The sequence below is a fragment of the Stutzerimonas stutzeri genome, assembly GCF_000590475.1.
GTDB classification, from domain to species: Bacteria; Pseudomonadota; Gammaproteobacteria; order Pseudomonadales; family Pseudomonadaceae; genus Stutzerimonas; species Stutzerimonas stutzeri_D.
On sequence record NZ_CP007441.1, the window covers coordinates 990,261 to 1,011,185 of the forward strand.

Annotated in this window: 18 protein-coding genes and 2 tRNA genes; 14 read left to right on the forward strand and 6 right to left on the reverse strand. The window is 58.8% G+C overall.

All coding sequences use genetic code 11. The annotated features are described in order from the left end of the window. The first annotated feature begins 5 nt into the window (after positions 1-5). The 14 genes from folP (at position 6) to CH92_RS04600 (ending at position 13,112) form a co-directional block, all read left to right on the forward strand. Positions 6-857 (forward strand): dihydropteroate synthase, encoded by an 852-nt coding sequence (folP, locus tag CH92_RS04535; protein WP_025240591.1) that lies wholly within the window; start codon positions 6-8, stop codon positions 855-857. A gap of 8 nt (positions 858-865) precedes the next feature. Next, complete coding sequence (gene glmM, locus CH92_RS04540) at positions 866-2,203, forward strand: phosphoglucosamine mutase (protein ID WP_025240592.1); 1,338 nt, start codon at positions 866-868, stop codon at positions 2,201-2,203. Between the two features lie 66 nt (positions 2,204-2,269). Then, a complete protein-coding gene (gene tpiA, locus CH92_RS04545; RefSeq protein ID WP_025240593.1) occupies positions 2,270-3,025 on the forward strand; it encodes a triose-phosphate isomerase in 756 nt (251 codons plus the stop codon). A gap of 4 nt (positions 3,026-3,029) precedes the next feature. Continuing rightward, positions 3,030-3,413 carry a preprotein translocase subunit SecG gene (gene secG, locus CH92_RS04550; RefSeq protein WP_025240594.1) on the forward strand — a complete coding sequence of 128 codons (384 nt, stop codon included), beginning with the start codon at positions 3,030-3,032 and terminating at the stop codon, positions 3,411-3,413. Positions 3,414-3,422: 9 nt separating this feature from the next. Beyond that, positions 3,423-3,508 (forward strand) — tRNA-Leu (locus CH92_RS04555). A gap of 91 nt (positions 3,509-3,599) precedes the next feature. Further along, positions 3,600-3,676, forward strand: a tRNA-Met gene (locus CH92_RS04560). Positions 3,677-3,804: 128 nt separating this feature from the next. Beyond that, positions 3,805-4,263, forward strand: a complete 459-nt coding sequence (rimP, locus tag CH92_RS04565) for a ribosome maturation factor RimP (RefSeq protein ID WP_025240595.1) — start codon at positions 3,805-3,807, stop codon at positions 4,261-4,263. Between the two features lie 48 nt (positions 4,264-4,311). Further along, positions 4,312-5,793: a transcription termination factor NusA gene (gene nusA, locus CH92_RS04570; RefSeq protein WP_025240596.1), complete on the forward strand. Its 1,482-nt coding sequence runs from the start codon at positions 4,312-4,314 to the stop codon at positions 5,791-5,793. 28 nt (positions 5,794-5,821) lie between these two features. Continuing rightward, positions 5,822-8,317 (forward strand): translation initiation factor IF-2, encoded by a 2,496-nt coding sequence (gene infB, locus CH92_RS04575; RefSeq protein WP_025240597.1) that lies wholly within the window; start codon positions 5,822-5,824, stop codon positions 8,315-8,317. A 115-nt stretch (positions 8,318-8,432) separates the two neighbouring features. Continuing rightward, positions 8,433-8,822, forward strand: coding sequence for a 30S ribosome-binding factor RbfA (gene rbfA, locus CH92_RS04580; protein ID WP_025240598.1), 390 nt, complete (start codon positions 8,433-8,435; stop codon positions 8,820-8,822). Between the two features lie 3 nt (positions 8,823-8,825). After that, positions 8,826-9,743 (forward strand): tRNA pseudouridine(55) synthase TruB, encoded by a 918-nt coding sequence (truB, locus tag CH92_RS04585; RefSeq protein ID WP_025240599.1) that lies wholly within the window; start codon positions 8,826-8,828, stop codon positions 9,741-9,743. Positions 9,744-9,857: 114 nt separating this feature from the next. Then, positions 9,858-10,127: a 30S ribosomal protein S15 gene (gene rpsO / locus CH92_RS04590; RefSeq protein ID WP_025240600.1), complete on the forward strand. Its 270-nt coding sequence runs from the start codon at positions 9,858-9,860 to the stop codon at positions 10,125-10,127. Positions 10,128-10,333: 206 nt separating this feature from the next. Then, a complete protein-coding gene (gene pnp / locus CH92_RS04595; RefSeq protein ID WP_025240601.1) occupies positions 10,334-12,439 on the forward strand; it encodes a polyribonucleotide nucleotidyltransferase in 2,106 nt (701 codons plus the stop codon). 298 nt (positions 12,440-12,737) lie between these two features. Further along, positions 12,738-13,112, forward strand: a complete 375-nt coding sequence (locus CH92_RS04600) for a BON domain-containing protein (protein ID WP_025240602.1) — start codon at positions 12,738-12,740, stop codon at positions 13,110-13,112. A gap of 62 nt (positions 13,113-13,174) precedes the next feature. Here CH92_RS04600 and CH92_RS04605 read toward each other — a convergent pair whose 3' ends face one another. The 6 genes from CH92_RS04605 to pgi form a co-directional block, all read right to left on the reverse strand. Further along, positions 13,175-13,483 carry a DUF2845 domain-containing protein gene (locus CH92_RS04605; RefSeq protein ID WP_038623299.1) on the reverse strand — a complete coding sequence of 103 codons (309 nt, stop codon included), beginning with the start codon at positions 13,481-13,483 and terminating at the stop codon, positions 13,175-13,177. A 17-nt stretch (positions 13,484-13,500) separates the two neighbouring features. Next, the gene (locus tag CH92_RS04610) at positions 13,501-13,800 is read right to left on the reverse strand and encodes a DUF2845 domain-containing protein (protein ID WP_025240604.1); all 300 of its coding nucleotides are present in this window, start codon (positions 13,798-13,800) and stop codon (positions 13,501-13,503) included. A gap of 1 nt (position 13,801) precedes the next feature. Further along, positions 13,802-16,741 carry a DUF748 domain-containing protein gene (locus CH92_RS04615; RefSeq protein WP_025240605.1) on the reverse strand — a complete coding sequence of 980 codons (2,940 nt, stop codon included), beginning with the start codon at positions 16,739-16,741 and terminating at the stop codon, positions 13,802-13,804. Positions 16,742-16,826: 85 nt separating this feature from the next. Next, the gene (locus tag CH92_RS04620) at positions 16,827-17,843 is read right to left on the reverse strand and encodes a class I SAM-dependent rRNA methyltransferase (protein ID WP_025240606.1); all 1,017 of its coding nucleotides are present in this window, start codon (positions 17,841-17,843) and stop codon (positions 16,827-16,829) included. Positions 17,844-17,887: 44 nt separating this feature from the next. Then, on the reverse strand, positions 17,888-18,763 hold the full coding sequence (locus tag CH92_RS04625) for an oxygenase MpaB family protein (protein ID WP_025240607.1): 876 nt from the start codon (positions 18,761-18,763) through the stop codon (positions 17,888-17,890). Between the two features lie 160 nt (positions 18,764-18,923). After that, on the reverse strand, positions 18,924-20,588 hold the full coding sequence (gene pgi / locus CH92_RS04630) for a glucose-6-phosphate isomerase (RefSeq protein ID WP_025240608.1): 1,665 nt from the start codon (positions 20,586-20,588) through the stop codon (positions 18,924-18,926). Positions 20,589-20,925: the final 337 nt, after the last annotated feature.

The following is a 20,925-nucleotide window of genomic DNA, read 5'->3' on the forward strand; positions in this document are numbered from 1 at the left end:
TTTCGATGACTGAATCGTTGTACCCAACCCGGCTGCCTTGTGGCAGCCGGGTTCTCGATTTATCACGCCCACATGTCATGGGCATTCTCAACGTCACGCCCGATTCGTTTTCCGATGGTGGTCAGCACATCGGTGTTGACGCAGCCCTGCGTCACGCCGCGGCGATGGCGGCTGCTGGCGCGTCGCTGATCGACATCGGTGGCGAGTCCACGCGTCCTGGTGCGCGGGTCGTCTCGCCGCTAGAGGAGCTGGAGCGTGTGGCGCCGGTCGTTGAGGCGATTGCGCGCGAGCTTGATGTGATCATCTCGGTGGACACCTCGACACCGGCCGTGATCCGCGAGAGTGCGCGTCTCGGCGCGGGGCTGATCAATGACGTACGTTCGCTTTCCCGTGATGGTGCGCTGGACGCAGTGGCCGACAGTGGTCTTCCGGTGTGCCTGATGCATATGCGCGGTGAGCCGGCTGATATGCAGAACGATCCGCGCTACGATGATGTCGCTGCTGAAGTGCTGGGCTTTCTTCGCGAACGCATGGAGATTTGTGTTGCTGCGGGAATCCCTGTCGAGCGGATCGTACTCGATCCAGGGTTTGGATTCGCAAAGACCCTTTCGCATAACCTCGTTTTGTTCAAACGCCTGGAACAGCTACATGCGTTGGGGCGACCCTTACTGGTCGGAGTATCACGAAAGAGCATGATTGGGCAGGCGCTTGGGCGCGATGTAGAGCAACGCTTGCATGGCAGCCTGGCGCTCGCGGCGCTGGCGGTTGCCAAGGGTGCACGCATTTTACGTGTGCACGACGTGGCTGAAACGGTTGATGTGGTTCGAATGATTGCTGCAGTGCAGACGGCAGAATAAGGGATTTCATGGCTAGAAAATATTTTGGAACCGACGGCATTCGTGGTCATGTCGGGCAGTTTCCGATCACCCCGGAGTTCATGCTCAAGCTCGGATGGGCGGCCGGAATGGCGTTCCGCAAGCATGGGAAGTGCCGCATTCTGATTGGAAAGGACACCCGCATCTCGGGGTATATGTTCGAATCCGCCTTGCAGGCTGGGCTGTCGGCCGCGGGTGCCGACGTGTTGCTGCTCGGACCTATGCCAACCCCTGCTGTCGCTTATTTGACCCGTACCTTTCACGCGGACGCAGGTATTGTGATCAGCGCCTCGCACAATCCTCATCATGACAACGGCATCAAATTCTTCTCCGGGCGGGGGACGAAATTGCCGGATGAAGTCGAGCTGATGATAGAGGGGCTGCTCGATACGCCGATGACTGTCGTTGAGTCGGCGCAACTCGGCAAGGCGTCGCGAATCAACGATGCGGCTGGCCGCTATATTGAGTTCTGTAAGAGTAGCGTGCCGACCAGTACCGATTTCTCCGGTATGAAGATCGTGCTCGATTGCGCGCATGGCGCCACTTATAAAGTAGCGCCTAGTGTCTTCCGCGAACTTGGGGCGGAAGTGGTAGTTATCGCCGCTCAGCCTGATGGCTTGAATATCAACGCCGATGTCGGGTCGACCCATGTTGGGCAGCTGCAGAAGGCAGTGATCGAGAATGGTGCGGATCTTGGTATTGCCTTCGACGGGGATGGCGACCGCGTGATGATGGTCGACCACACTGGTGCTCAGGTGGACGGTGACGAGTTGCTCTATATCATCGCCACCGACCTGCAGGATCGTGATCATCTGGCTGGGGGGGTGGTTGGCACGCTAATGAGCAATCTTGGGCTCGAGTTAGCCCTCAAGGCACGCGAAATCCCCTTCGTTCGGGCTAAGGTAGGTGATCGCTATGTGATGGCGGAAATGCTCGATCGCGACTGGGTGCTCGGGGGGGAGAACTCGGGGCATATTGTCTGCGCGCAGCATGTAACGACCGGAGATGCGATTATCGCGGCGCTACAGGTCGTGCTGGCACTTAGGCGCCGGGGGAAGACTCTTGCTCAAGAGCGACTGGCTTGGAATAAGTGTCCACAGGTCTTGATCAATGTGCGTTTCGCTGGTGACCGAGATCCGATTTCCCACCCTCAGGTTCAAGCGGTCTGTGACAGCGTCACCGAGCGAATGGCGGGTCGTGGTCGTGTGCTGTTGCGCAAGTCGGGAACCGAGCCGTTGGTGCGTGTCATGGTCGAAGGAGACGATGAAAAACAGGTTCGGCGTTACGCCGAAGAGCTGGCGAATGCAGTTACAGAAGTTTGCGTGTGATTGCCGCTTGCCAGGGCTGTTTTCGTTGAGTACCATCTGCGCCCACTTTGACCGACGAGGTAAAGCATGCGTCGCCCACTGGTAGCTGGTAACTGGAAAATGAACGGTACCCGCGCCAGCGTCGCAGAGCTGATCGAGGCGCTCCGTCAACAGGAAATTCCTACTGCGGTAGAAATGGTCGTGTTTCCATCCTGTTTGCATCTGGAGCGAGTGGTGAGCGGCCTGGAGGGCGAGGCAATCGCTGTGGGTGCTCAGGATTGCGCGGCGGAAACTGGCTTCGGTGCGTTGACTGGCGAAGAGTCTCCTTCTCAGTTGGCTGATGCGGGCTGTAGATGGGTGTTGGTTGGTCATTCCGAGCGGCGCATGATTCTGGGCGAAAGCGACGAAGTGGTAAGTAAGAAATTCTCGGCAGCATTGGAGTGCGGAATGACTCCGGTGTTGTGTTTGGGTGAGACGCTCGAGCAGCGTCAGTCTGAACAGACTTTAGAAGTGGTTGGCCGTCAGCTGGCTCGCATAGTTGCTGACGCCGGGATTGCCGCTTTCGAGCGGGCTGTTGTAGCGTACGAGCCGGTCTGGGCGATAGGTACCGGGCTTACAGCAACGCCGCAGCAGGCCCAGGAAGTGCATGCGGCTATTCGAGAGCAGCTGGCGCGTGAAGATCAACGTATTGCCGATGGTGTGCGTCTTCTCTATGGCGGCAGCGTAAAGGCGGATAATGCCGCCGAGCTTTTCGGGATGGCTGATATCGATGGGGGGCTCATCGGTGGGGCTTCTCTGAACGCGAATGATTTCGGCGCGATCTGTCGTGCCGCAGGGAACTGATCAGATGTTGCAGACTGTTGTGATTGTGGTGCATCTGCTGGTTGCCATTGGTGTGGTTGCGCTGGTGTTGCTGCAGCAAGGTAAAGGCGCAGATGCGGGTGCTTCCTTTGGTTCGGGTGCTTCGGCAACTGTTTTCGGAAGCCAAGGTTCCGCTACCTTTCTTAGTCGGTTTACTGCTATACTTGCCGGCGTTTTTTTTGTGACGAGTTTAGGGTTGGCATTCTTCGCAACGCGGCAAGCCGATCAGATGTCGCAGGCGGGTTTGCCTGATCCAGCGGTGCTGGAAGTCCCGGCTAGCAAGCCGGCAGTTGAAGATGTACCTGTTCTGGACGCTTCTCCATCCGCACCTAGTGCAGACGAGGTTCCTCAAGTCCAGGAGCAGAAGTAAAAGGTTTTTGCCGAGGTGGTGGAATTGGTAGACACGCTACCTTGAGGTGGTAGTGGCCATAGGCTGTAGGGGTTCGAGTCCCCTCCTCGGTACCAAACAAGCAGGCCCGCGAACGCGGGCTTTCTTGTTTTCAGTGTTTGGGTTGACCTATTTTAGGCGCGGTCGTATAATTCGTGCCCAGTTTGACGCGGGGTGGAGCAGTCTGGTAGCTCGTCGGGCTCATAACCCGAAGGTCGTTGGTTCAAATCCAGCCCCCGCAACCAGTGATGAAAAGCCCCTATCGAGGGGCTTTTTATTAGGCTTCAAGCCAGGTCGCCGGCATCTACAGGCGATCATTAGGGATGGGCGTTTCGCCCATTTTTCATTTGTACGGCATGCACGAGGGACTTCGATGTCGAGCAAGCTAGAACAGTTGCAGGCCTTGTTGGCCCCGGTGGTCGAGGCGCTCGGCTATCAATGCTGGGGTATCGAATTCATTTCGCAGGGTCGGCATTCCTTATTGAGGGTCTATATCGATCATTCAAACGGAATTCTTGTCGACGATTGTGAAAAGGTCAGCCGCCAGCTTAGCGGTGTGCTCGACGTCGAAGACCCGATCAGCTCCGATTACACCCTTGAGGTGTCCTCGCCTGGTATGGATCGGCCGCTGTTCACGCTTGAACAGTACGCGGCGCACGTGGGCGAACAGGTAAAAATAAAGCTGCGCTCGCCCTTCGAGGGTCGGCGCAATTTCCAGGGTCTTTTGCGCGGGATCGAGGAGCAGGATGTGGTGGTGCTAGTCGATGATCACGAATATCTATTGCCGATCGACATGATCGACAAGACCAACATAATTCCCCGTTTTGAGTGAATCGCGGATCCCGCGGACCCCAATGGATTGCGAAAGGCGAGGCGTACGATGAGCAAAGAAGTACTGCTAGTTGTGGAGTCGGTATCCAACGAAAAAGGCGTGCCGGCCGGTGTGATCTTCGAGGCGTTGGAGCTGGCTTTGGCCACCGCTACCAAGAAGCGCTTCGAGGACGAGGTGGACCTGCGGGTTGAAATCAATCGGCAGAATGGTAGCTACGAGACCTTTCGCCGCTGGACAGTGGTCGAGGAAGAAGATTTCGACGACCCAGCGCATCAACTGACCGTCGACATGAAGCAAGCTCAGGAAGCCGACGCCAAGCTCGGTGACGTTCTTGAGGAAAAGATCGAGTCGATCGAGTTCGGCCGTATCGCTGCGCAGACTGCCAAGCAGGTTATCGTGCAGAAGGTTCGGGAAGCCGAGCGTGCGCAGGTGGTCGAGGCTTATCGCGATCGCCTGGGTGAGATCATTTCCGGGACGGTAAAGAAGGTCACCCGCGATAGCGTCATCGTTGACCTGGGTAATAATGCCGAGGCACTGTTGGCGCGCGAAGACATCATCGCGCGCGAAACCTTCCGCGTCGGCGCCCGAGTACGTGCGCTGCTCAAGGAAATCCGCACCGAGAACCGCGGTCCGCAGCTGATTCTGTCGCGCACTGCGCCGCAGATGCTGATCGAGCTGTTCCGTATTGAAGTACCGGAAATTGCCGAGGGCCTGATCGAGGTGATGGGCGCTTCGCGAGATCCAGGTTCGCGCGCCAAAATCGCGGTTCGTTCAAAGGACAAGCGTATCGATCCGCAGGGTGCCTGTATCGGCATGCGCGGTTCGCGCGTTCAGGCCGTTTCTGGCGAAATAGGCGGTGAGCGTGTCGATATCGTGCTTTGGGACGAAAATCCAGCGCAGTTTGTTATCAATGCAATGGCGCCGGCCGAAGTGGCCGCCATCATTGTCGATGAAGATGCCCATGCGATGGATATTGCGGTTGGCGAAGACAATCTGGCTCAAGCCATCGGTCGGGGCGGTCAGAACGTACGCCTTGCCAGTCAGCTGAGCGGCTGGACGCTGAATGTAATGACCGAGGCGGATATCCAGACCAAGCAACAGGAAGAAACTGGCGACATCCTGCGTAATTTCATCGAAGAGCTAGACGTCGATGAAGAGCTGGCACAAGTACTGGTCGAGGAAGGTTTCACTTCGCTCGAAGAGATTGCCTACGTCCCAATGGAGGAAATGCTCGGCATCGAAGGCTTCGACGAAGATATCGTCAACGAGCTGCGAACCCGCGCCAAGGATCGCCTGCTGACGAAAGCGATCGCAACGGAAGAAAAACTGGCAGACGCCCAGCCGGCCGAGGATTTGCTCGAGCTGGAAGGCATGGACAAGGAACTGGCGGTCGAGTTGGCAATGCGGGGTGTCATCACCCGCGAAGACCTGGCCGAGCAGTCGATTGACGACCTGCTCGACATAGACGGCATAGATCAAGAGCGTGCCGGCAAGCTGATCATGGCCGCCCGAGCCCATTGGTTCGAGTAAGTAATTAGCGGCCTGAGGAGAGAGATGCATGACGCAAGTCACGGTGAAAGAACTGGCCCAGGTGGTCGACACACCGGTCGAGCGACTGCTGCAGCAGATGCGTGAGGCAGGACTGTCGCACACCAGCGCCGAGCAAGTAGTGACCGATAACGAAAAGCAGGCCCTGCTGGCGCACCTTAAGAGCAGCCACGGTGCCAAGGTGGATGAGCCGCGCAAAATTACGTTGCAGCGCAAAACCACCACCAAACTGAAAGTTGGTGGCAGCAAGACCATCAGCGTTGAAGTTCGCAAGAAAAAAACCTTCGTCAAGCGTAGTCCTGACGAGATCGAGGCTGAAAAGCAGCGCGAGCTGGAAGCGCAGCGTGAGGCCGAAGAAGCGGCTCGGCAGAAAGCTGCCGAAGAAGCGCGTTTGCGTGCCGAAGAAGAGGCACGCCTTCAGGCTGAGGCTGCAGCTAGCAAGACCGACGCGCCTGAAACCCAGGAGCCGGTCGCAGCGGTTGCCGCTGAGCCTGCTCCGGTCGCGCCCGCAGCTCCGGTCGAGGAGCGTAAGAAGGACGAGCCTCGTCGCCCTGACAAAGCTCGTAGTGACGACGATGAGCGTCGTGATCGCAAGCAGGCGCAGCATCGTCCTTCGCTAAAGGCAAAAGCTCCGCTGTCGCGTACCGTACGCAGCGGTGAAGACGACGCCGATGGATTCCGTCGCGGTGGCCGTGGCAAGTCGAAACTGAAGAAGCGCAATGCGCATGGCTTCCAGAGCCCGAGCGGCCCGATCGTTCGCGAAGTAGCGATCGGCGAGACCATTACCGTTGGCGACTTGGCGCAGCAGATGTCGGTCAAGGCGGCTGAAGTCATCAAGTTCATGTTCAAGATGGGCAGCCCGGTGACCATCAATCAGGTGTTGGATCAGGAAACTGCCCAGCTGATCGCCGAAGAGCTGGGCCACAAGGTCAAGCTGGTCAGTGATAACGCCTTGGAAGAGCAATTGGCCGAGCTGTTGAAGTTCGAAGGCGAAGCCATTACGCGTGCGCCGGTCGTGACCGTCATGGGTCACGTCGACCATGGTAAGACGTCACTGCTCGATTACATTCGTCGCGCCAAGGTCGCGGCCGGTGAGGCGGGTGGTATCACTCAGCACATCGGTGCCTACCACGTGGAAACCGACCGCGGCATGGTCACCTTCCTTGATACCCCGGGCCACGCGGCGTTTACGGCAATGCGTGCTCGTGGTGCTCAAGCGACCGACATCGTCATTCTCGTTGTAGCAGCGGATGACGGCGTCATGCCGCAGACCATCGAAGCCATTCAGCATGCCAAGGCTGCTGGTGTGCCGCTGGTCGTGGCAGTGAACAAGATCGATAAGCCCGGCGCCGATCTCGATCGGATCCGCAGTGAGCTGTCCGTTCATGAGGTGACCTCCGAAGAGTGGGGTGGTGACACGCCGTTCGTATCGGTATCCGCCAAGATGGGTACCGGTGTCGATGATCTGCTTGAAGCGGTATTGCTGCAGGCGGAAATCCTCGAGCTGACGGCAACCCCCTCGGCTCCGGGACGTGGTGTTGTGGTCGAGTCGCGTCTGGATAAAGGACGTGGACCGGTTGCTACCGTGCTGGTACAGGACGGTACTCTGCGTCAGGGTGACATGGCGCTGGTCGGCTCTAACTATGGCCGTATTCGCGCCATGCTCGACGAGAACGGCAAGCCGATCAAGGAAGCGGGTCCGTCGATTCCAGTGGAAATTCTCGGCCTCGACGGCACGCCGGATGCGGGCGACGAGCTCAGCGTGCTCGCCGACGAGAAGAAGGCGCGGGAAGTGGCCTTGTTCCGTCAGGGCAAGTTCCGCGAAGTAAAGCTGGCCCGTGCTCACGCCGGCAAGCTGGAAAATATTTTCGAGAACATGGGGCAGGAAGAGAAGAAGACGCTCAATATCGTCCTCAAGTCCGACGTCCGTGGTTCCCTCGAGGCATTGCAGGGTTCGCTCAGTGGTTTGGGCAACGATGAAGTGCAGGTGCGTGTGATTGGTGGCGGTGTCGGTGGTATCACCGAAAGCGACGCCAACCTGGCGCTGGCGTCCAACGCCGTATTGTTCGGCTTCAATGTCCGTGCCGATGCCGGGGCGCGAAAAATTGTCGAGCAGGAAGGGCTGGATCTGCGTTACTACAACGTGATCTACGACATCATCGAAGACGTCAAGAAGGCCCTGACTGGCATGCTTGGCAGCGATGTTCGCGAGAACATTCTCGGCATCGCCGAAGTTCGCGACGTATTCCGTTCGCCCAAGTTCGGTGCTGTCGCCGGCTGCATGGTCACTGAGGGTATGGTGCACCGCAACCGTCCGATCCGTGTATTGCGTGACGATGTGGTCATCTTCGAAGGCGAGCTGGAATCCCTGCGCCGCTTCAAGGATGACGTCGCTGAAGTGCGTGCAGGCATGGAATGCGGTATCGCAGTGAAGAGTTACAACGACGTCAAGGCTGGCGACAAGATCGAAGTGTTCGAGAAGGTCGAAGTGGCGCGTTCGCTCTAACCGAAGCTGTAGGCAATAGGCGGCAAGCTTTCAGGGGTGACCCTGGAAGCTTGCCGTTTGCCTTTGCAGCATGATGATTTATAGGTTTGCAGCTTGCTGCGCGAGGCAGATTTTCATGGCCAAAGAATTCAGCCGTACCCAGCGTATCGGTGACCAGATGCAGCGCGAGTTGGCGCTGTTGATTCAACGTGAAGTGAAAGACCCGCGTCTGGGTCTTATAACCATTACCGCCGTCGAGGTCAGCCGTGATCTTTCCCATGCCAAGGTGTTCATCACCGTCATGGGCAAGGATGACGATGAAGATGCGGTCAAGGGCAATCTCAGGATTCTCAACGACGCAAGTGGCTTCCTGCGAATGCAGTTGGGTAAGGCGATGAAGCTACGCACCGTGCCCCAATTGCATTTCAACTACGACGCCAGTGTGCGACGTGGTGTCGAGTTGACCACGCTCATCGAGCGAGCGGTGGCTGAAGACCGCAAGCACAGCGACGATCTCGGAGAGTAAAGCGTGGCCCAGGTAAAACGCGTTCGCCGCGCAGTCAGCGGCATCATTCTCCTCGACAAACCCCGTGGGTTCACTTCCAACGCGGCCTTGCAGAAGGTGCGCTGGCTGCTCAATGCCGAGAAGGCCGGGCACACCGGGAGCCTGGATCCATTGGCAACCGGTGTGCTGCCATTGTGTTTCGGTGAGGCGACCAAGTTTTCGCAGTATCTGCTTGATGCCGACAAAGGCTACGAGACTGTTGCCCAGCTTGGGGTCACCACTACGACAGCCGATGCCGAGGGCGAGGTGCTGGAGCGTAAGTCTGTCGCCGTCAATCAGGCGCAGCTAGAAGCGCTGCTGCCCCAGTTCCGCGGCAATCTGCTCCAAGTGCCACCAATGTATTCGGCGCTCAAGCGCGACGGCCAACCGCTATATAAGCTGGCTCGTGCCGGTGAAGTAGTGGAGCGAGAGCCACGATCTGTTAATATTGCGCGCTTGGAATTGCTGTCGCTCGACACCGATAAGGCGCGGTTTGCGGTGAGTTGCAGTAAAGGCACCTACATCCGAACGCTGGTCGAGGATATAGGTCACGAGTTGGGCTGTGGCGCGCACGTCGCGGAGCTGCGGCGGACCCAGGCAGGACCGTTCGATCTCGGCCAGACGGTAAGTCTTGAAGAGCTCGAGCAGGCTCACGCAGAAGGCGGAGCAGAGGCGGTAGATGCCTTTCTCAAGCCGGTCGATAGTGGCCTTGAGCATTGGCCGCTGTTGCAGCTGTCGGAACACAGTGCGTTCTACTGGCTGCATGGCCAGCCAGTACGTGCGCCGGAAGCGCCAAAGTTCGGCATGCTAAGGGTGCAAGATCAAAATGGTCGCTTCATCGGGATCGGTGAGGTGAGTGAAGACGGGCGTATCGCGCCACGTCGATTGATTCGGTCGGAATGACCGGTGCGCACGCCGCTTCGGTGGCGGGCGTGATGAGGGTGGCTGTCGGCAGGCACGGTCACTCCTTTTACTAACACGGGACATGTCCCGGCCTGTTCACAGAAGGAGCCCATCATGGCACTTAGCGTTGAAGAAAAAGTCCAGATCGTTAACGAGTACAAGCAAGCTGAAGGCGATACCGGTTCTCCGGAAGTGCAGGTTGCCCTGCTGACCGCCAACATCAACAAGCTGCAAGGTCACTTCAAGGCCAACGGTAAGGATCACCACTCCCGTCGTGGTCTGATCCGTATGGTTAACCAGCGTCGTAAGCTGCTGGATTACCTGAAGGGCAAGGACACTACTCGTTACAGCACCCTGATCGGTCGTCTGGGTCTGCGTCGCTAAGCGATGCTTGTGCGAAGCTGAATGCCAAAGCTGGAAGTGGGGTTCGCCCTGCTTCCAGCTTTTGCCTTTCAGAAGCGCGCGTTTTGGACAGGGAAAGGGTTCGACTCCCGCTACTGCCCACGAATTTGCATGACATGCCCCGCGCGAGGCCAAGCCCGCGGGCCATGAGAACGATTCCCCCAAGGCAACATAGAGAAGGAACCACCGTGAACCCGGTAATCAAGAAATTTCAATTCGGTCAATCGACCGTAACCCTCGAGACTGGCCGTATCGCCCGTCAAGCTTCAGGCGCTGTGCTGGTCTCCGTTGATGATGACGTGACCGTCCTGGTAGCGGTCACTGGTGCCAAGACAGCAGACCCGAGCAAAGGCTTTTTCCCGCTGTCGGTCCATTACCAGGAAAAAACCTACGCAGCCGGCAAAATTCCTGGCGGCTTTTTCAAGCGTGAAGCGCGTCCATCCGAGAAAGAAACCCTGACCTCGCGCCTGATTGATCGCCCGATCCGCCCGCTGTTCCCAGAAGGCTTCCAAAACGAAGTACAGGTCATCTGTACTGTCGTATCGACCAGCAAGAAGACCGATCCGGACATCGCCGCAATGATCGGCACCTCGGCTGCTCTGGCCATTTCCGGTATTCCGTTCAACGGCCCGATCGGTGCCGCGCGCGTTGCGTTCCACCCGGAAACCGGCTATCTGCTGAACCCGACCTACGAGCAGCTCAAGGCTTCCAGCCTGGACATGGTCGTAGCCGGTACCAAGGACGCCGTACTGATGGTTGAATCGGAAGCCAAAGAGCTGACCGAAGACCAGATGTTGGGTGCTGTACTTTTTGCGCATGACGAATTCCAGGCCGTTATCCAGGCCGTTACTGAGTTGGCCGCCGAAGCCGCCAAGCCGACCTGGGACTGGCAGCCAAAGGCGGAAAATACTCAGCTGCTCGATGCGATTCGTAGCGAGTTTGGTGAAGCCATTTCCCAGGCCTACACCATCATCATCAAGCAGGATCGCTATGCGCGCCTGGGCGAGCTGCGTGAGCAGGTCGTTGCCAAGTTCTCCGGCGAAGAAGGCCAGCCTTCCACTGGTGAAGTAAAAGACGCTTTCGGCGAGATCGAATACCGCACCGTGCGCGAGAATATCGTCAACGGAAAGCCGCGCATCGATGGCCGCGACACCCGTACCGTGCGTGGCCTGAACATCGAAGTCGGTGTACTCGACAAGACCCACGGCTCTGCGCTGTTTACCCGTGGTGAAACCCAGGCTTTGGTAGTCGCCACACTGGGTACCGCCCGCGACGCTCAGCTGCTCGACACCCTCGAAGGCGAGAAGAAAGACCCCTTCATGCTGCACTACAACTTCCCGCCGTACTCGGTCGGTGAGTGTGGACGTATGGGCGCAACAGGTCGTCGCGAAATTGGGCACGGCCGTCTGGCTCGTCGCAGTGTCTCGGCCATGCTGCCAAGCGCTGACGAATTCCCGTACACCATCCGCGTGGTGTCGGAGATTACCGAGTCCAACGGCTCCAGCTCCATGGCCTCGGTCTGTGGCGCTTCTCTGGCTCTGATGGACGCCGGTGTGCCGATGAAGGCGCCGGTTGCCGGTATCGCCATGGGTCTGGTCAAGGAGGGCGAGAAGTTCGCTGTACTGACTGACATCCTGGGTGACGAAGATCACTTGGGCGACATGGACTTCAAGGTGGCCGGTACTGCCAAGGGCGTCACCGCTCTGCAGATGGACATCAAGATCCAAGGCATCACTGAAGAGATTATGGAGATCGCGCTGGGCCAGGCTTTGGAAGCCCGTCTCAACATCCTTGGTCAGATGAATCAGGTGATCGGTCAGTCGCGCACTGAACTGTCGGCCAACGCACCGACCATGATTGCGATGAAGATCGATCAGGACAAGATCCGCGACGTCATCGGCAAAGGTGGCGCCACTATCCGTAGCATCTGCGAGGAAACCAAAGCCTCGATCGACATCGAAGACGATGGCTCGATCAAGATCTTTGGTGAAACCAAGGAAGCGGCAGAAGCGGCCAAGCAGCGCGTTCTTGGCATCACTGCCGAAGCCGAGATCGGCAAGATCTACGTCGGCAAGGTTGAGCGTATCGTCGACTTCGGCGCATTCGTCAACATCCTGCCAGGCAAGGATGGTCTGGTGCACATTTCCATGCTGAGTGATCAGCGCGTGGAGAAGGTCACCGATGTCCTCAAGGAAGGTCAGGAAGTGAAGGTACTGGTTCTAGACGTGGATAACCGCGGCCGTATCAAGCTGTCCATCAAAGATGTGGCGGCTGCCGAGGCCTCTGGAGCCTAAACGCGGCAGCGGTACAGAAAGGGCCCTTCGGGGTCCTTTTTCGTTTCGGACAGTTGTAACTCAGCGCTATGTGTTACGGGAAAGGCGTTGAGCAAGCGGTAACTTGATTGCAACTTGCACGCTTCGCTAGGGCAAAACATGCAGTGTGCTAGTGGCCTTCAGCTACCGCAGATTTTTAACTTATTGAACTTAAAGGATTATTTTTATAACAAAAAATGGCATGTCCTTTGCGATATTACCTTTGAACTGCGGTCGGAATAGATGCCGCAGACATTTGAAGAAAAACAGGAGTGCCACTATGAACATGATCCAGAACTCTCTTACTGCTGCCGCCGCCGCTGTTGCTCTGAGCTTGCCCATGGCGGGCGCCGCTTTCGCCGATACCACTCCGGCGCTGGATAAGGCTAATACCGTCATGCTGGCTGCCAACGACACCATGGAAGAGGCCGGTGATGCCACCTCCGATACCTGGATCACCACCAAGGTGAAATCCTCGCTGCTGGTCGAAGGCGCTACCCCAGGTATGGATATCGAAGTCGAAACCAAGGACGGCGTTGTTTCGCTGTCTGGCACTGTGGCCACCGAGGCCGAGCGCGAAATGGCTATCAGCAAGGCCAAGGGAATCAAAGGCGTCCGTGAAGTGTCGGCCGATGGCTTGAAATCCGTCGACTAACAACAAGTTGTCGCCACTACAGCTGAAAAACGAAACCCCGCCTTAGTGCGGGGTTTCGTTTTTCAGCGACCGCGTTGGCTGTCAATCTGGCGTAGGCGATTTCCTTCGAAGCGCAGGAAATGGTACATCCCGCTGGCTGGGCCATAGACCCATTCCTCCACCTGCACTTCATGACGAAAGCCGTAATCATCGAGGACTTCTTTGTAACCCACCAGCGAGGCGCTGGCAGGTTCGCCACACTTGCTTTTAACCTCGGCGGCGGACGCCTCAAGGCTGACCAGCGCGCTGCCGCAGCGATGGGTAGAAGACGCCTGGGCGTTACAAGCGAATACGAGCAAACTCAGCACGAGCAGGTGCGATGTGGGGAGCACAGTGAAATCCTTTCCCATTAATGGTCTCGGCGAGACTCGATGCGTATGAGGCGATTGCCTTCGAAAGTCAGAATACTGAACATGCCATTATTAGGTCCGTAAACCCATTCTTCGATGACGAGTTCGTGTCTGGCATAAGAGCCCAGTGTATGCCCGATCAAATCGCGCTGCACTGGCTGGCCGCACTTGCGTTCGACCTCGAAAATCCTGTCGCCGGTGCTGATCAGTTGGCTGCCGCAGCGTAACGTTTCTGCCTGCGACAGCGGAGCTGCTAGCGTAAAAACGAGCAACCATGCGCGATGAGTGTGGGTGGGCATGTCACTCGCTTCCCAGATGCAGCGAAGTTGGAATTCGTCCGGCTTCTTCGGTTTGCGTGATGCCGGTGTCCAGTAGATAAACCCGTGAGTCCTCAAGCCCTGACTGGTCCACCAGGTAATCCTTGATCGAAGCGGCGCGAGCGCGGCTTAGGCTGCGCAATAGCGCGGTGCTGTCCGCTCGGCTGGCCACCACGGCGTCGCGCATTCGCTTGCTACGCTCCTGCTCGTCGAGTTCGCTCCATTGAGCGGGTGGCTGTTGCCCGAGTCGACTGCGGTAGATGCCTTCGAGCATGGCGTCCTTTTCCTCCTCGCCGATTTCCAGCTGCGCGGCGTCGGCAGGTACTTTATCGCCTCGACGCTGTAGCACCTTGTACCAAGTTTCCTGAAATTCGCGTTGCAGCCATTGCTCGGCTATTAGCGGCCCATCCGCTTGCGGTGAGCTCTGCCCTTCGACTTCCAGGCGCAGCACTGGACGCTCCTGGAGTGCTCGTGCCAGCGTGCTCAGGTTGCCGCGCGCTTGTTCGTCAAGCTCACTATTGCCTGGCGCGAACAGGACTTGGCTGAGGTCGTTCTGTTCGCCGCCCGCCAGACCGGCAAGAAACTTGAACGGCGCCTGGACCGCGCGCGTCACCAGGTTGCGCAGCGTCTGCCAGACGATCGGCATGACGTCGAATTGCGGGCTGTTAAGGTTGCCCTGCACCGGCAGCTCAAGCGAGATAGTGCCGTGACTGTCCTTTAACAGCGCGACGGCCAGTCGGACGGGAAGATCGACTGCTTCGGGGCTGTCCACTTTCTCTCCGAGCTGCAACTGTTGCAGTACGACCTTGTTTTCGGCGTTCAGCTGGCCTTGCTGAATGCGATAGTGCAGATCGAGATCGAGGCGGCCCTTGCGGATGCGATATCCGGCAAACTTACCGGAGTAGGGCGAGAGTGTGGTGAGCTCGACCTGCCTGAAGCGGGTGACGATATCGAGACTCTGCAGCGGATCAAAGGGCGTGAGGTTCCCCTTGATGCTCACCGGAGCGTAGCGATCAACCTTGCCTTCAACGTCGACGGTGGCCGGTTGTTGGGCTCGGTTGTCGATCGTCCCGATCTGGCCATTGAGCTCTTGCACTGCGGTGATGAAGGGCGGGCGCAGACTGAGATCGGAAAAGTTAGCCGAGCCATTATCTATCGCAATGCCGCCGATTTGGATGGACATCGGCTCCGTTGCAGCGGAAGTGGCCTCACGATCGTCCGGTGTCGATTTGTCCACCAGCAAGTCATTGATGTTGGTGGTGAGGTCGGGGTTGATGATGAAGCGCGCGTAGGGCTGGCTCAGCTCAATATGTTCGACCTGCAGCTGCTGAGGATGCTGGTATTTCAATCCATCGAGCTTCAGGCGCTGCCATTTGACGAAGTCGCGATTTTTGATGGTATCCAGCGTATGCAGTTGGGTGATTTCGGCTGTCCCGCCTAGATTGAATGCCAGGGGCTCGGTGCCGGTCAGCTCGAGGTCCAGCTGGCTGGCCAGCATCCCGCTGCGCAATTCGAGATGAATCAATGGCGTCAGGTAGGCCTGTGCGATACGCAGGTCGATATCCTGTGTGCTGATCTTGAGCTGCCCCGCGGCCGGTTGCAGTTGCAATTGTCCTGCGGCTTGCAGGACACCCTGATTGCCAACGCGAGTGTTCAGATCAAGCTTGAAAGGTCGGGTGCCCAGGCTGTCGAAGTCGGACACATCGAGATTCAGTGGGCCCAACTCCAAGGCGACGCTTCCTTCCGGGACGCGATCGCTCAGGTGAATACGGTAGTCGCGCAACTGCGCATCACGCAGCAGAACCTGCCAGGCGCTCTTGGCCGTGGCGCTGCTGTCGGCTGCTGTCGGCGATGGGGTTGGCTCTGGGCTTTGCTCTACGCTTTGCGTCCGGTCGGGGTTCTGGCTCGCCTCAAGGGTAGTCGAGGGTGCCAGTAGCTTCAGCCAGTTCAGCTCGCCGTCCGGTTCCCGAGCCACCCAGGTCTCCAGTGCGCGGCTGCGCAACTCGCCGATCACTACTTGTTGCTTGGCCAGATCCAGCGAGGTATTGCTGATTTCAAGGCTCTCCAGGCGAACCAGAGGCTGCCCGTCCGGGGTGTCCAGCTTGAGAGGCGCCAGCTGCGCATTCAGGTTGCTCAGCTGCAGCTCGGTGCTCTGCGCAAGGTCGAGGCGATAGTCACTGGAGAAACTCAGCCTGCCTTCCTGCAGGCGCAGTGGTACGGCGTCTTGCGCGTAGGCCCAGAAATCCTTCAGTAGTAGGTCGCTTATTTTCAGCTGGCCGGACGAGCTGATGGGCGACAGGTTGATTTGCCCGGTCCAGTCCACACGGGCCCCGCTGGGGCCGGTTGCGACCAGAACCGCATCGGCCGCGTCATCCGAACGAGTGGCGAAGTTCATCAATTCGAAGTCGAGCGAATCGAGCAGGAAATCGATGGGTTCATCGGGCCGCTGATCGGCGAAGTGGACCGATCCCTCCACCAATTGAAGCCGTCCAATGCGTAGCGCGAAAGGCTCTTGCTCCGCCTCGTCCGGCTGCTCCTCGGCCACGGGCAGGTCGAACAGCTGCGTCAGGTTGAGTACCCCATCCTTGTCGAAGACCACTTCAGTGTGCAGCTGAACCAGCTCGATATCCTCGATCTGCAAGGCGCGACGCCAGAGACTGCTCCATTGAAGATTGAGGTAGAGGCGCTCGAAACCGAGCTGTGGCTGCTCGGCCTCGCCGAGGCGCAGATTGAACAGCGTGAGTTCGAGACTGAAAGGGTTGAACTCGATTCGCTCCAGGCGTGCCGGCACCGTGGCGTACTGGATCAGCTGCTGATTGACGATACGTTGGGCGACCCCGGGCAATATCAGGAAGCCGAGGAGGCAATAGCAGACCAGTGCGGTCATCAGGCCGATGAGCGCGCGCTTCATTCCGTTGGGCATGCGAACCTACATTCCGGGCGGTGAACTGCCTTGGAGTATGGCACGACAGGCGGGTTCCTCTAAGGTCCGGGTGTATTGCGGCGTTTCACAATTGCAGCGTCAGGACCTTCAGAGGAGGTTGCCCATCGATGGACGGAAAATCGTGTGCCGGCGACAGCACCTGGCAATCACGTACCGGTCGTCCTGTCTTCATCGCGCAACGCAAAACCTGCTCTCGCCAATCGTCGAGGCTGATTTTCGCCAGGTTGTTACAACAGATCAGCACCCCGCCTTCCGCCGTGGCAAGCAGTGCAGGCTTGAGCAGGCTCTGATAGTCGCGCAGTAGATCGACTGTGCCGAACGCGCTTTTCGACCAGGCCGGGGGGTCGAGCAGTATCAGATCGAACTGCTTCGGCATCAGGCGCGGGTAGTCGGGGAGCGCGCGTCCGCGTCGCTGCGAGATAGGTAAACCCGCCAGCTGCCGGATCGCCGGGAAATAGTCCGACTGCACGAACTGCATCGGGGCCAGCTCGGGGTTGAGTGCTCCGTTCTCTCGCCCGACCGCGAGGTTGCTTTCGGCGAAGTCCAGGTTCCACACCTCGCGCGCGCCACCGGCTGCAGCGCAGAGCCCGACGCCACAGGTATAGGCAAAGAGATTGAGCACCGACTTCCCGGCGCTGTTGGCTTTGACCCAGCCGCGAGCATTGCGCAGATCGAGAAACAGCAGTGGGTCCTGCCCGCTGTGGCGCGCGCGGACGCGGTAGTTGAGGCCCCATTCCCGACCAACCTGATCGTCCAGCCCTGCAGGGTCGGCGCGATACACCGGGTCAGTGCGATCAATGCGTGAGTTGCCCTGGGAGCGGTCGTTGTAAACCAGCGACAAGGGCTCGCCGAGGCTGGTGCAAAGCTGCTCATGCAGTGCCAGCAGAGCGTCGCGTTCGAGTGGTTGATGAAAGCTCTGTACGAGCAACAGTGGGCCATAACGATCAGCCGTCAGGCCTGGCGCGCCTTCCTGGCTACCATGAAACAGTCGGTAGCAGTCGGTGCCTTGTGCATGCAACTGATCCAGCAGCGCTTCGCGGTTGTGGTAAGCGGCGCGCAGCGCCTGTTCTAGAGGAGGCATGCGCGGCGGCTCTGCGAGAAGGGCACGCAGTTTATCGGAAAACGCTAGCGGCTAGGCAGACCCATGCGTCGACGGGCCCTGTGCACCGAGCCGCTGCGCACCGCCCAGCGCAGTACGGGTGCGGTGCGTCTGACACCGAGCTGTATCAGTTGGCGCTGGCGTGGGCTCTGGTGCAGCTCGAGCATGGCGCTCGCCCAATCTGGCAGCAGCTCCACTCCAGCCTGCATCATGAGGGCGCCAAACGGCCGGGTCAGCACGCTGGGAGCGGGGGCGTTGAATAGCACACGAAGGATTTCCCGAGAGCGCTCATCGCACCGCAGTTGCGGCTGTACCTCCTCCAGATAGTCGTCGATCTGCTGCCTTGAGCGCGGCACGTCGCGAGCGCCCAACGACTCGGCGATCCGCGCGACTTCTGCGTAATAGCGATCTTGGTCACTGCCAGACAGGTCAGGGTTGAGATAACGCAAGTGCGCCTTGAGAAAGCTGCTGACCTCGGCCACATGTACCCAGGTCAGTAGATCAGGGTCATAAGCGGCATAAGGACGGCCATCGGCGGCGTGGCCGGTAACGTTGAGGTGAATCGCCCGAACCCGCTCGATCAATCGTTGCGCGTCGGCCTGGCTGCCGAAAGTGGTCGCTGAGATGAACTGCCCGGTGCGACGCAAGCGACCAAGCAAGTCTTCGCGGAAATTCGAGTGATCCCAGACGCCAGCCAGCGCCAGCGGATGCAGCGCCTGAAGCAGCAGGGCGGAAATGCCGCCAACCATCATCGAGGTAAAATCGCCATGCACACGCCAGCAGACGGAGTCCGGCCCGAACAGCCCCAGGTCGCCCGGTGGGTTTTCGTAATCGACGCCGCCGATGGCCAGGCCTGTAAGGCTGAGCACCTGCGATTCGATATGACGGCGAATGAACTCCATGGTGACGTCTGGCTTGGCTGGGGAAAGCGGATGTTACCCCGATGCGCGCATGTTACCCGGCCCGGCCGATGAGTGTCGGCCAGAGTACGCGGGAGTCCGAAGGGTGCTACGTAGGAAGCGGGAGCCGGACAGCGAGACGCCGTCCGGTTTGTACAGCTGTTCAGCCGCGATGACGGCCGCGGAAGAAGTTGATCAGGCCCTGGGTCGAGGCATCCTCGGCAGGTGGTGCATCAAAGCTGGTCATCTGGCCATAGACCGCCTTGCCCAGATCCTTGCCCAATTCCACACCCCACTGGTCGAAGGAGTTGATCCCCCAGATCACGCCCTGTACGAATACCTTGTGCTCGTACAGCGCGATCAGCGCACCCAGGCGGCCGGGGCTGATGGTTTCCATCACCAATGTGTTGCTCGGCCGGTTACCAGGAATGACTTTATGCGGTGCCAGGCGCTCAATCTCGGCTTCGCTCATGCCCTTGGCACGCAGTTCGGCTTCGGCTTCTTCCCGGGTCTTGCCGAGCATCAATGCCTGGCTCTGCGACAGGCAGTTGGCGTAAAGCCATTCATGGTGGTCGGCCACCGGGTTGTGGCTGACTACCGGCACGATGAAATCGGCAGGAATCAGCGGAGTGCCTTGATGCAGCAGTTGATGGTAGGCGTGCTGGCCGTTGGCTCCAACACCACCCCAGATAACCGGGCCCGTGCTGCAGGAAACCGGCGAGCCATCCTGCCGGACGCTCTTGCCGTTGGACTCCATGTCCATCTGTTGCAAATGTTTGACGAAGTTGCGCAGGTAGTGGTCGTACGGCAGAAAGGCGTAGCTCTGCGCGCCCCAGAAGTTGTGATACCAGATCCCGAGCATTGCCAGCAGCACCGGCATGTTGCTTTCGAAGGGCTCATTGAGGAAGTGGCTATCCATGCTGTAGGCACCGGACAGCAGGTCCTTGAAGTTGGACATGCCGATCGCCAGGGCGATGGGCAGGCCGATCGCTGACCACAGCGAATAGCGCCCGCCGACCCAATCCCACATCGGGAAGATGTTCTTTTCACGAATACCGAAATCGACGGCGGCCTGCTTGTTGCTGGTCACTGCGATGAAGTGACGATAGAGCTTCTCCTCGGTACCACCCTTGCCGAGATACCAGGTGCGCGCCGCCTGGGCATTCTTCAGCGTCTCGAGGGTGCCGAATGTCTTGCTGGAAATAATGAACAGGGTGGTTTCGACGTTCAGTTTGGCGGTCACTTCGCGGAATTCGCTGCCATCGATATTCGCCAGATAGTGAGTGCGCACGCCATGCTGGGTGAACGGCAACAGCGCTTCGGACACCAGCTGCGGCCCCAGGAAAGACCCGCCGATACCGATGTTCACCACGTCGGTGATGGTCTTGTCGCTGAAGCCGCGCCAGAGGTTGTTGTGGATGCGAGTGACGATATCGGTCATCTGCGCCAGCGCGGTATGCACATCGCGCATGATGTTGTGGCCGTCAACCATGACCGAGTCGCCCATGGGGCGTCGCAGCGCCGTGTGCAGCACCGGGCGTTTCTCTGACGCGTTGATCTGCTGCCCTTCGAACATGGCGTGCGCGGCTTGCTCGACGCCCGCTTCACGGGCCAGGTTGACCAGTAGCGTGCGGGTTTCGGGGGTGACCAGGTTTTTCGAATAGTCGAGAAACAGGCCACAGCACGAAACCGACAAGTCCTCGAAGCGTGTCGGGTCAGCTTTGAAAGCTTCGCGCATGCTGAAGTTCTGCATGGCCAGGCGGTGTTCTTCCAAGGCCTTCCAGGACGACAGGCCGGTGGCATCGAGAGGGTGCTGGTAATAGCTCATCGTAGTGCGGCTTCCTTTGCTTGGCGGACTGTCTGCATGTCTGAAGGGCCCAGTGGGTATGGAGGCGCTGCAGCTGCCGGACAGTCATTCGATCATGCTGACGCGCGGGCATTCATCCCGACTGCGCCGGGCGCGTACCGCTCCGGTTCGATGACGCGGCGGTGGCGCATCCTGCGCTGTCGAGACAGTCTGACTGGGAAAAACGCCTGGCGTTCCGAGCGCTTGCTGCGCTTGGTGCTAATGCTAGCCTGACAGTCCGAAACCGTTGCGGATTTCGTCGGTCAGGGGAAACCTTTGAAGCACAAAAAAGCCCGCAGCGCGATGGCGGTGCGGGCTT

Bases quoted from the DNA above. Each gene is read 5' to 3' on its own strand.
- folP (WP_025240591.1), top strand. From the start codon at position 6: ATGACTGAATCGTTGTACCCAACCCGGCTGCCTTGTGGCAGCCGGGTT.
- glmM (WP_025240592.1), top strand. From the start codon at position 866: ATGGCTAGAAAATATTTTGGAACCGACGGCATTCGTGGTCATGTCGGG.
- tpiA (WP_025240593.1), top strand. From the start codon at position 2,270: ATGCGTCGCCCACTGGTAGCTGGTAACTGGAAAATGAACGGTACCCGC.
- secG (WP_025240594.1), top strand. From the start codon at position 3,030: ATGTTGCAGACTGTTGTGATTGTGGTGCATCTGCTGGTTGCCATTGGT.
- rimP (WP_025240595.1), top strand. From the start codon at position 3,805: ATGTCGAGCAAGCTAGAACAGTTGCAGGCCTTGTTGGCCCCGGTGGTC.
- nusA (WP_025240596.1), top strand. From the start codon at position 4,312: ATGAGCAAAGAAGTACTGCTAGTTGTGGAGTCGGTATCCAACGAAAAA.
- infB (WP_025240597.1), top strand. From the start codon at position 5,822: ATGACGCAAGTCACGGTGAAAGAACTGGCCCAGGTGGTCGACACACCG.
- rbfA (WP_025240598.1), top strand. From the start codon at position 8,433: ATGGCCAAAGAATTCAGCCGTACCCAGCGTATCGGTGACCAGATGCAG.
- rpsO (WP_025240600.1), top strand. From the start codon at position 9,858: ATGGCACTTAGCGTTGAAGAAAAAGTCCAGATCGTTAACGAGTACAAG.
- CH92_RS04600 (WP_025240602.1), top strand. From the start codon at position 12,738: ATGAACATGATCCAGAACTCTCTTACTGCTGCCGCCGCCGCTGTTGCT.
- CH92_RS04610 (WP_025240604.1), bottom strand. From the start codon at position 13,800: ATGCCCACCCACACTCATCGCGCATGGTTGCTCGTTTTTACGCTAGCA.
- CH92_RS04615 (WP_025240605.1), bottom strand. From the start codon at position 16,741: ATGCCCAACGGAATGAAGCGCGCGCTCATCGGCCTGATGACCGCACTG.
- CH92_RS04620 (WP_025240606.1), bottom strand. From the start codon at position 17,843: ATGCCTCCTCTAGAACAGGCGCTGCGCGCCGCTTACCACAACCGCGAA.
- CH92_RS04625 (WP_025240607.1), bottom strand. From the start codon at position 18,763: ATGGAGTTCATTCGCCGTCATATCGAATCGCAGGTGCTCAGCCTTACA.
- pgi (WP_025240608.1), bottom strand. From the start codon at position 20,588: ATGAGCTATTACCAGCACCCTCTCGATGCCACCGGCCTGTCGTCCTGG.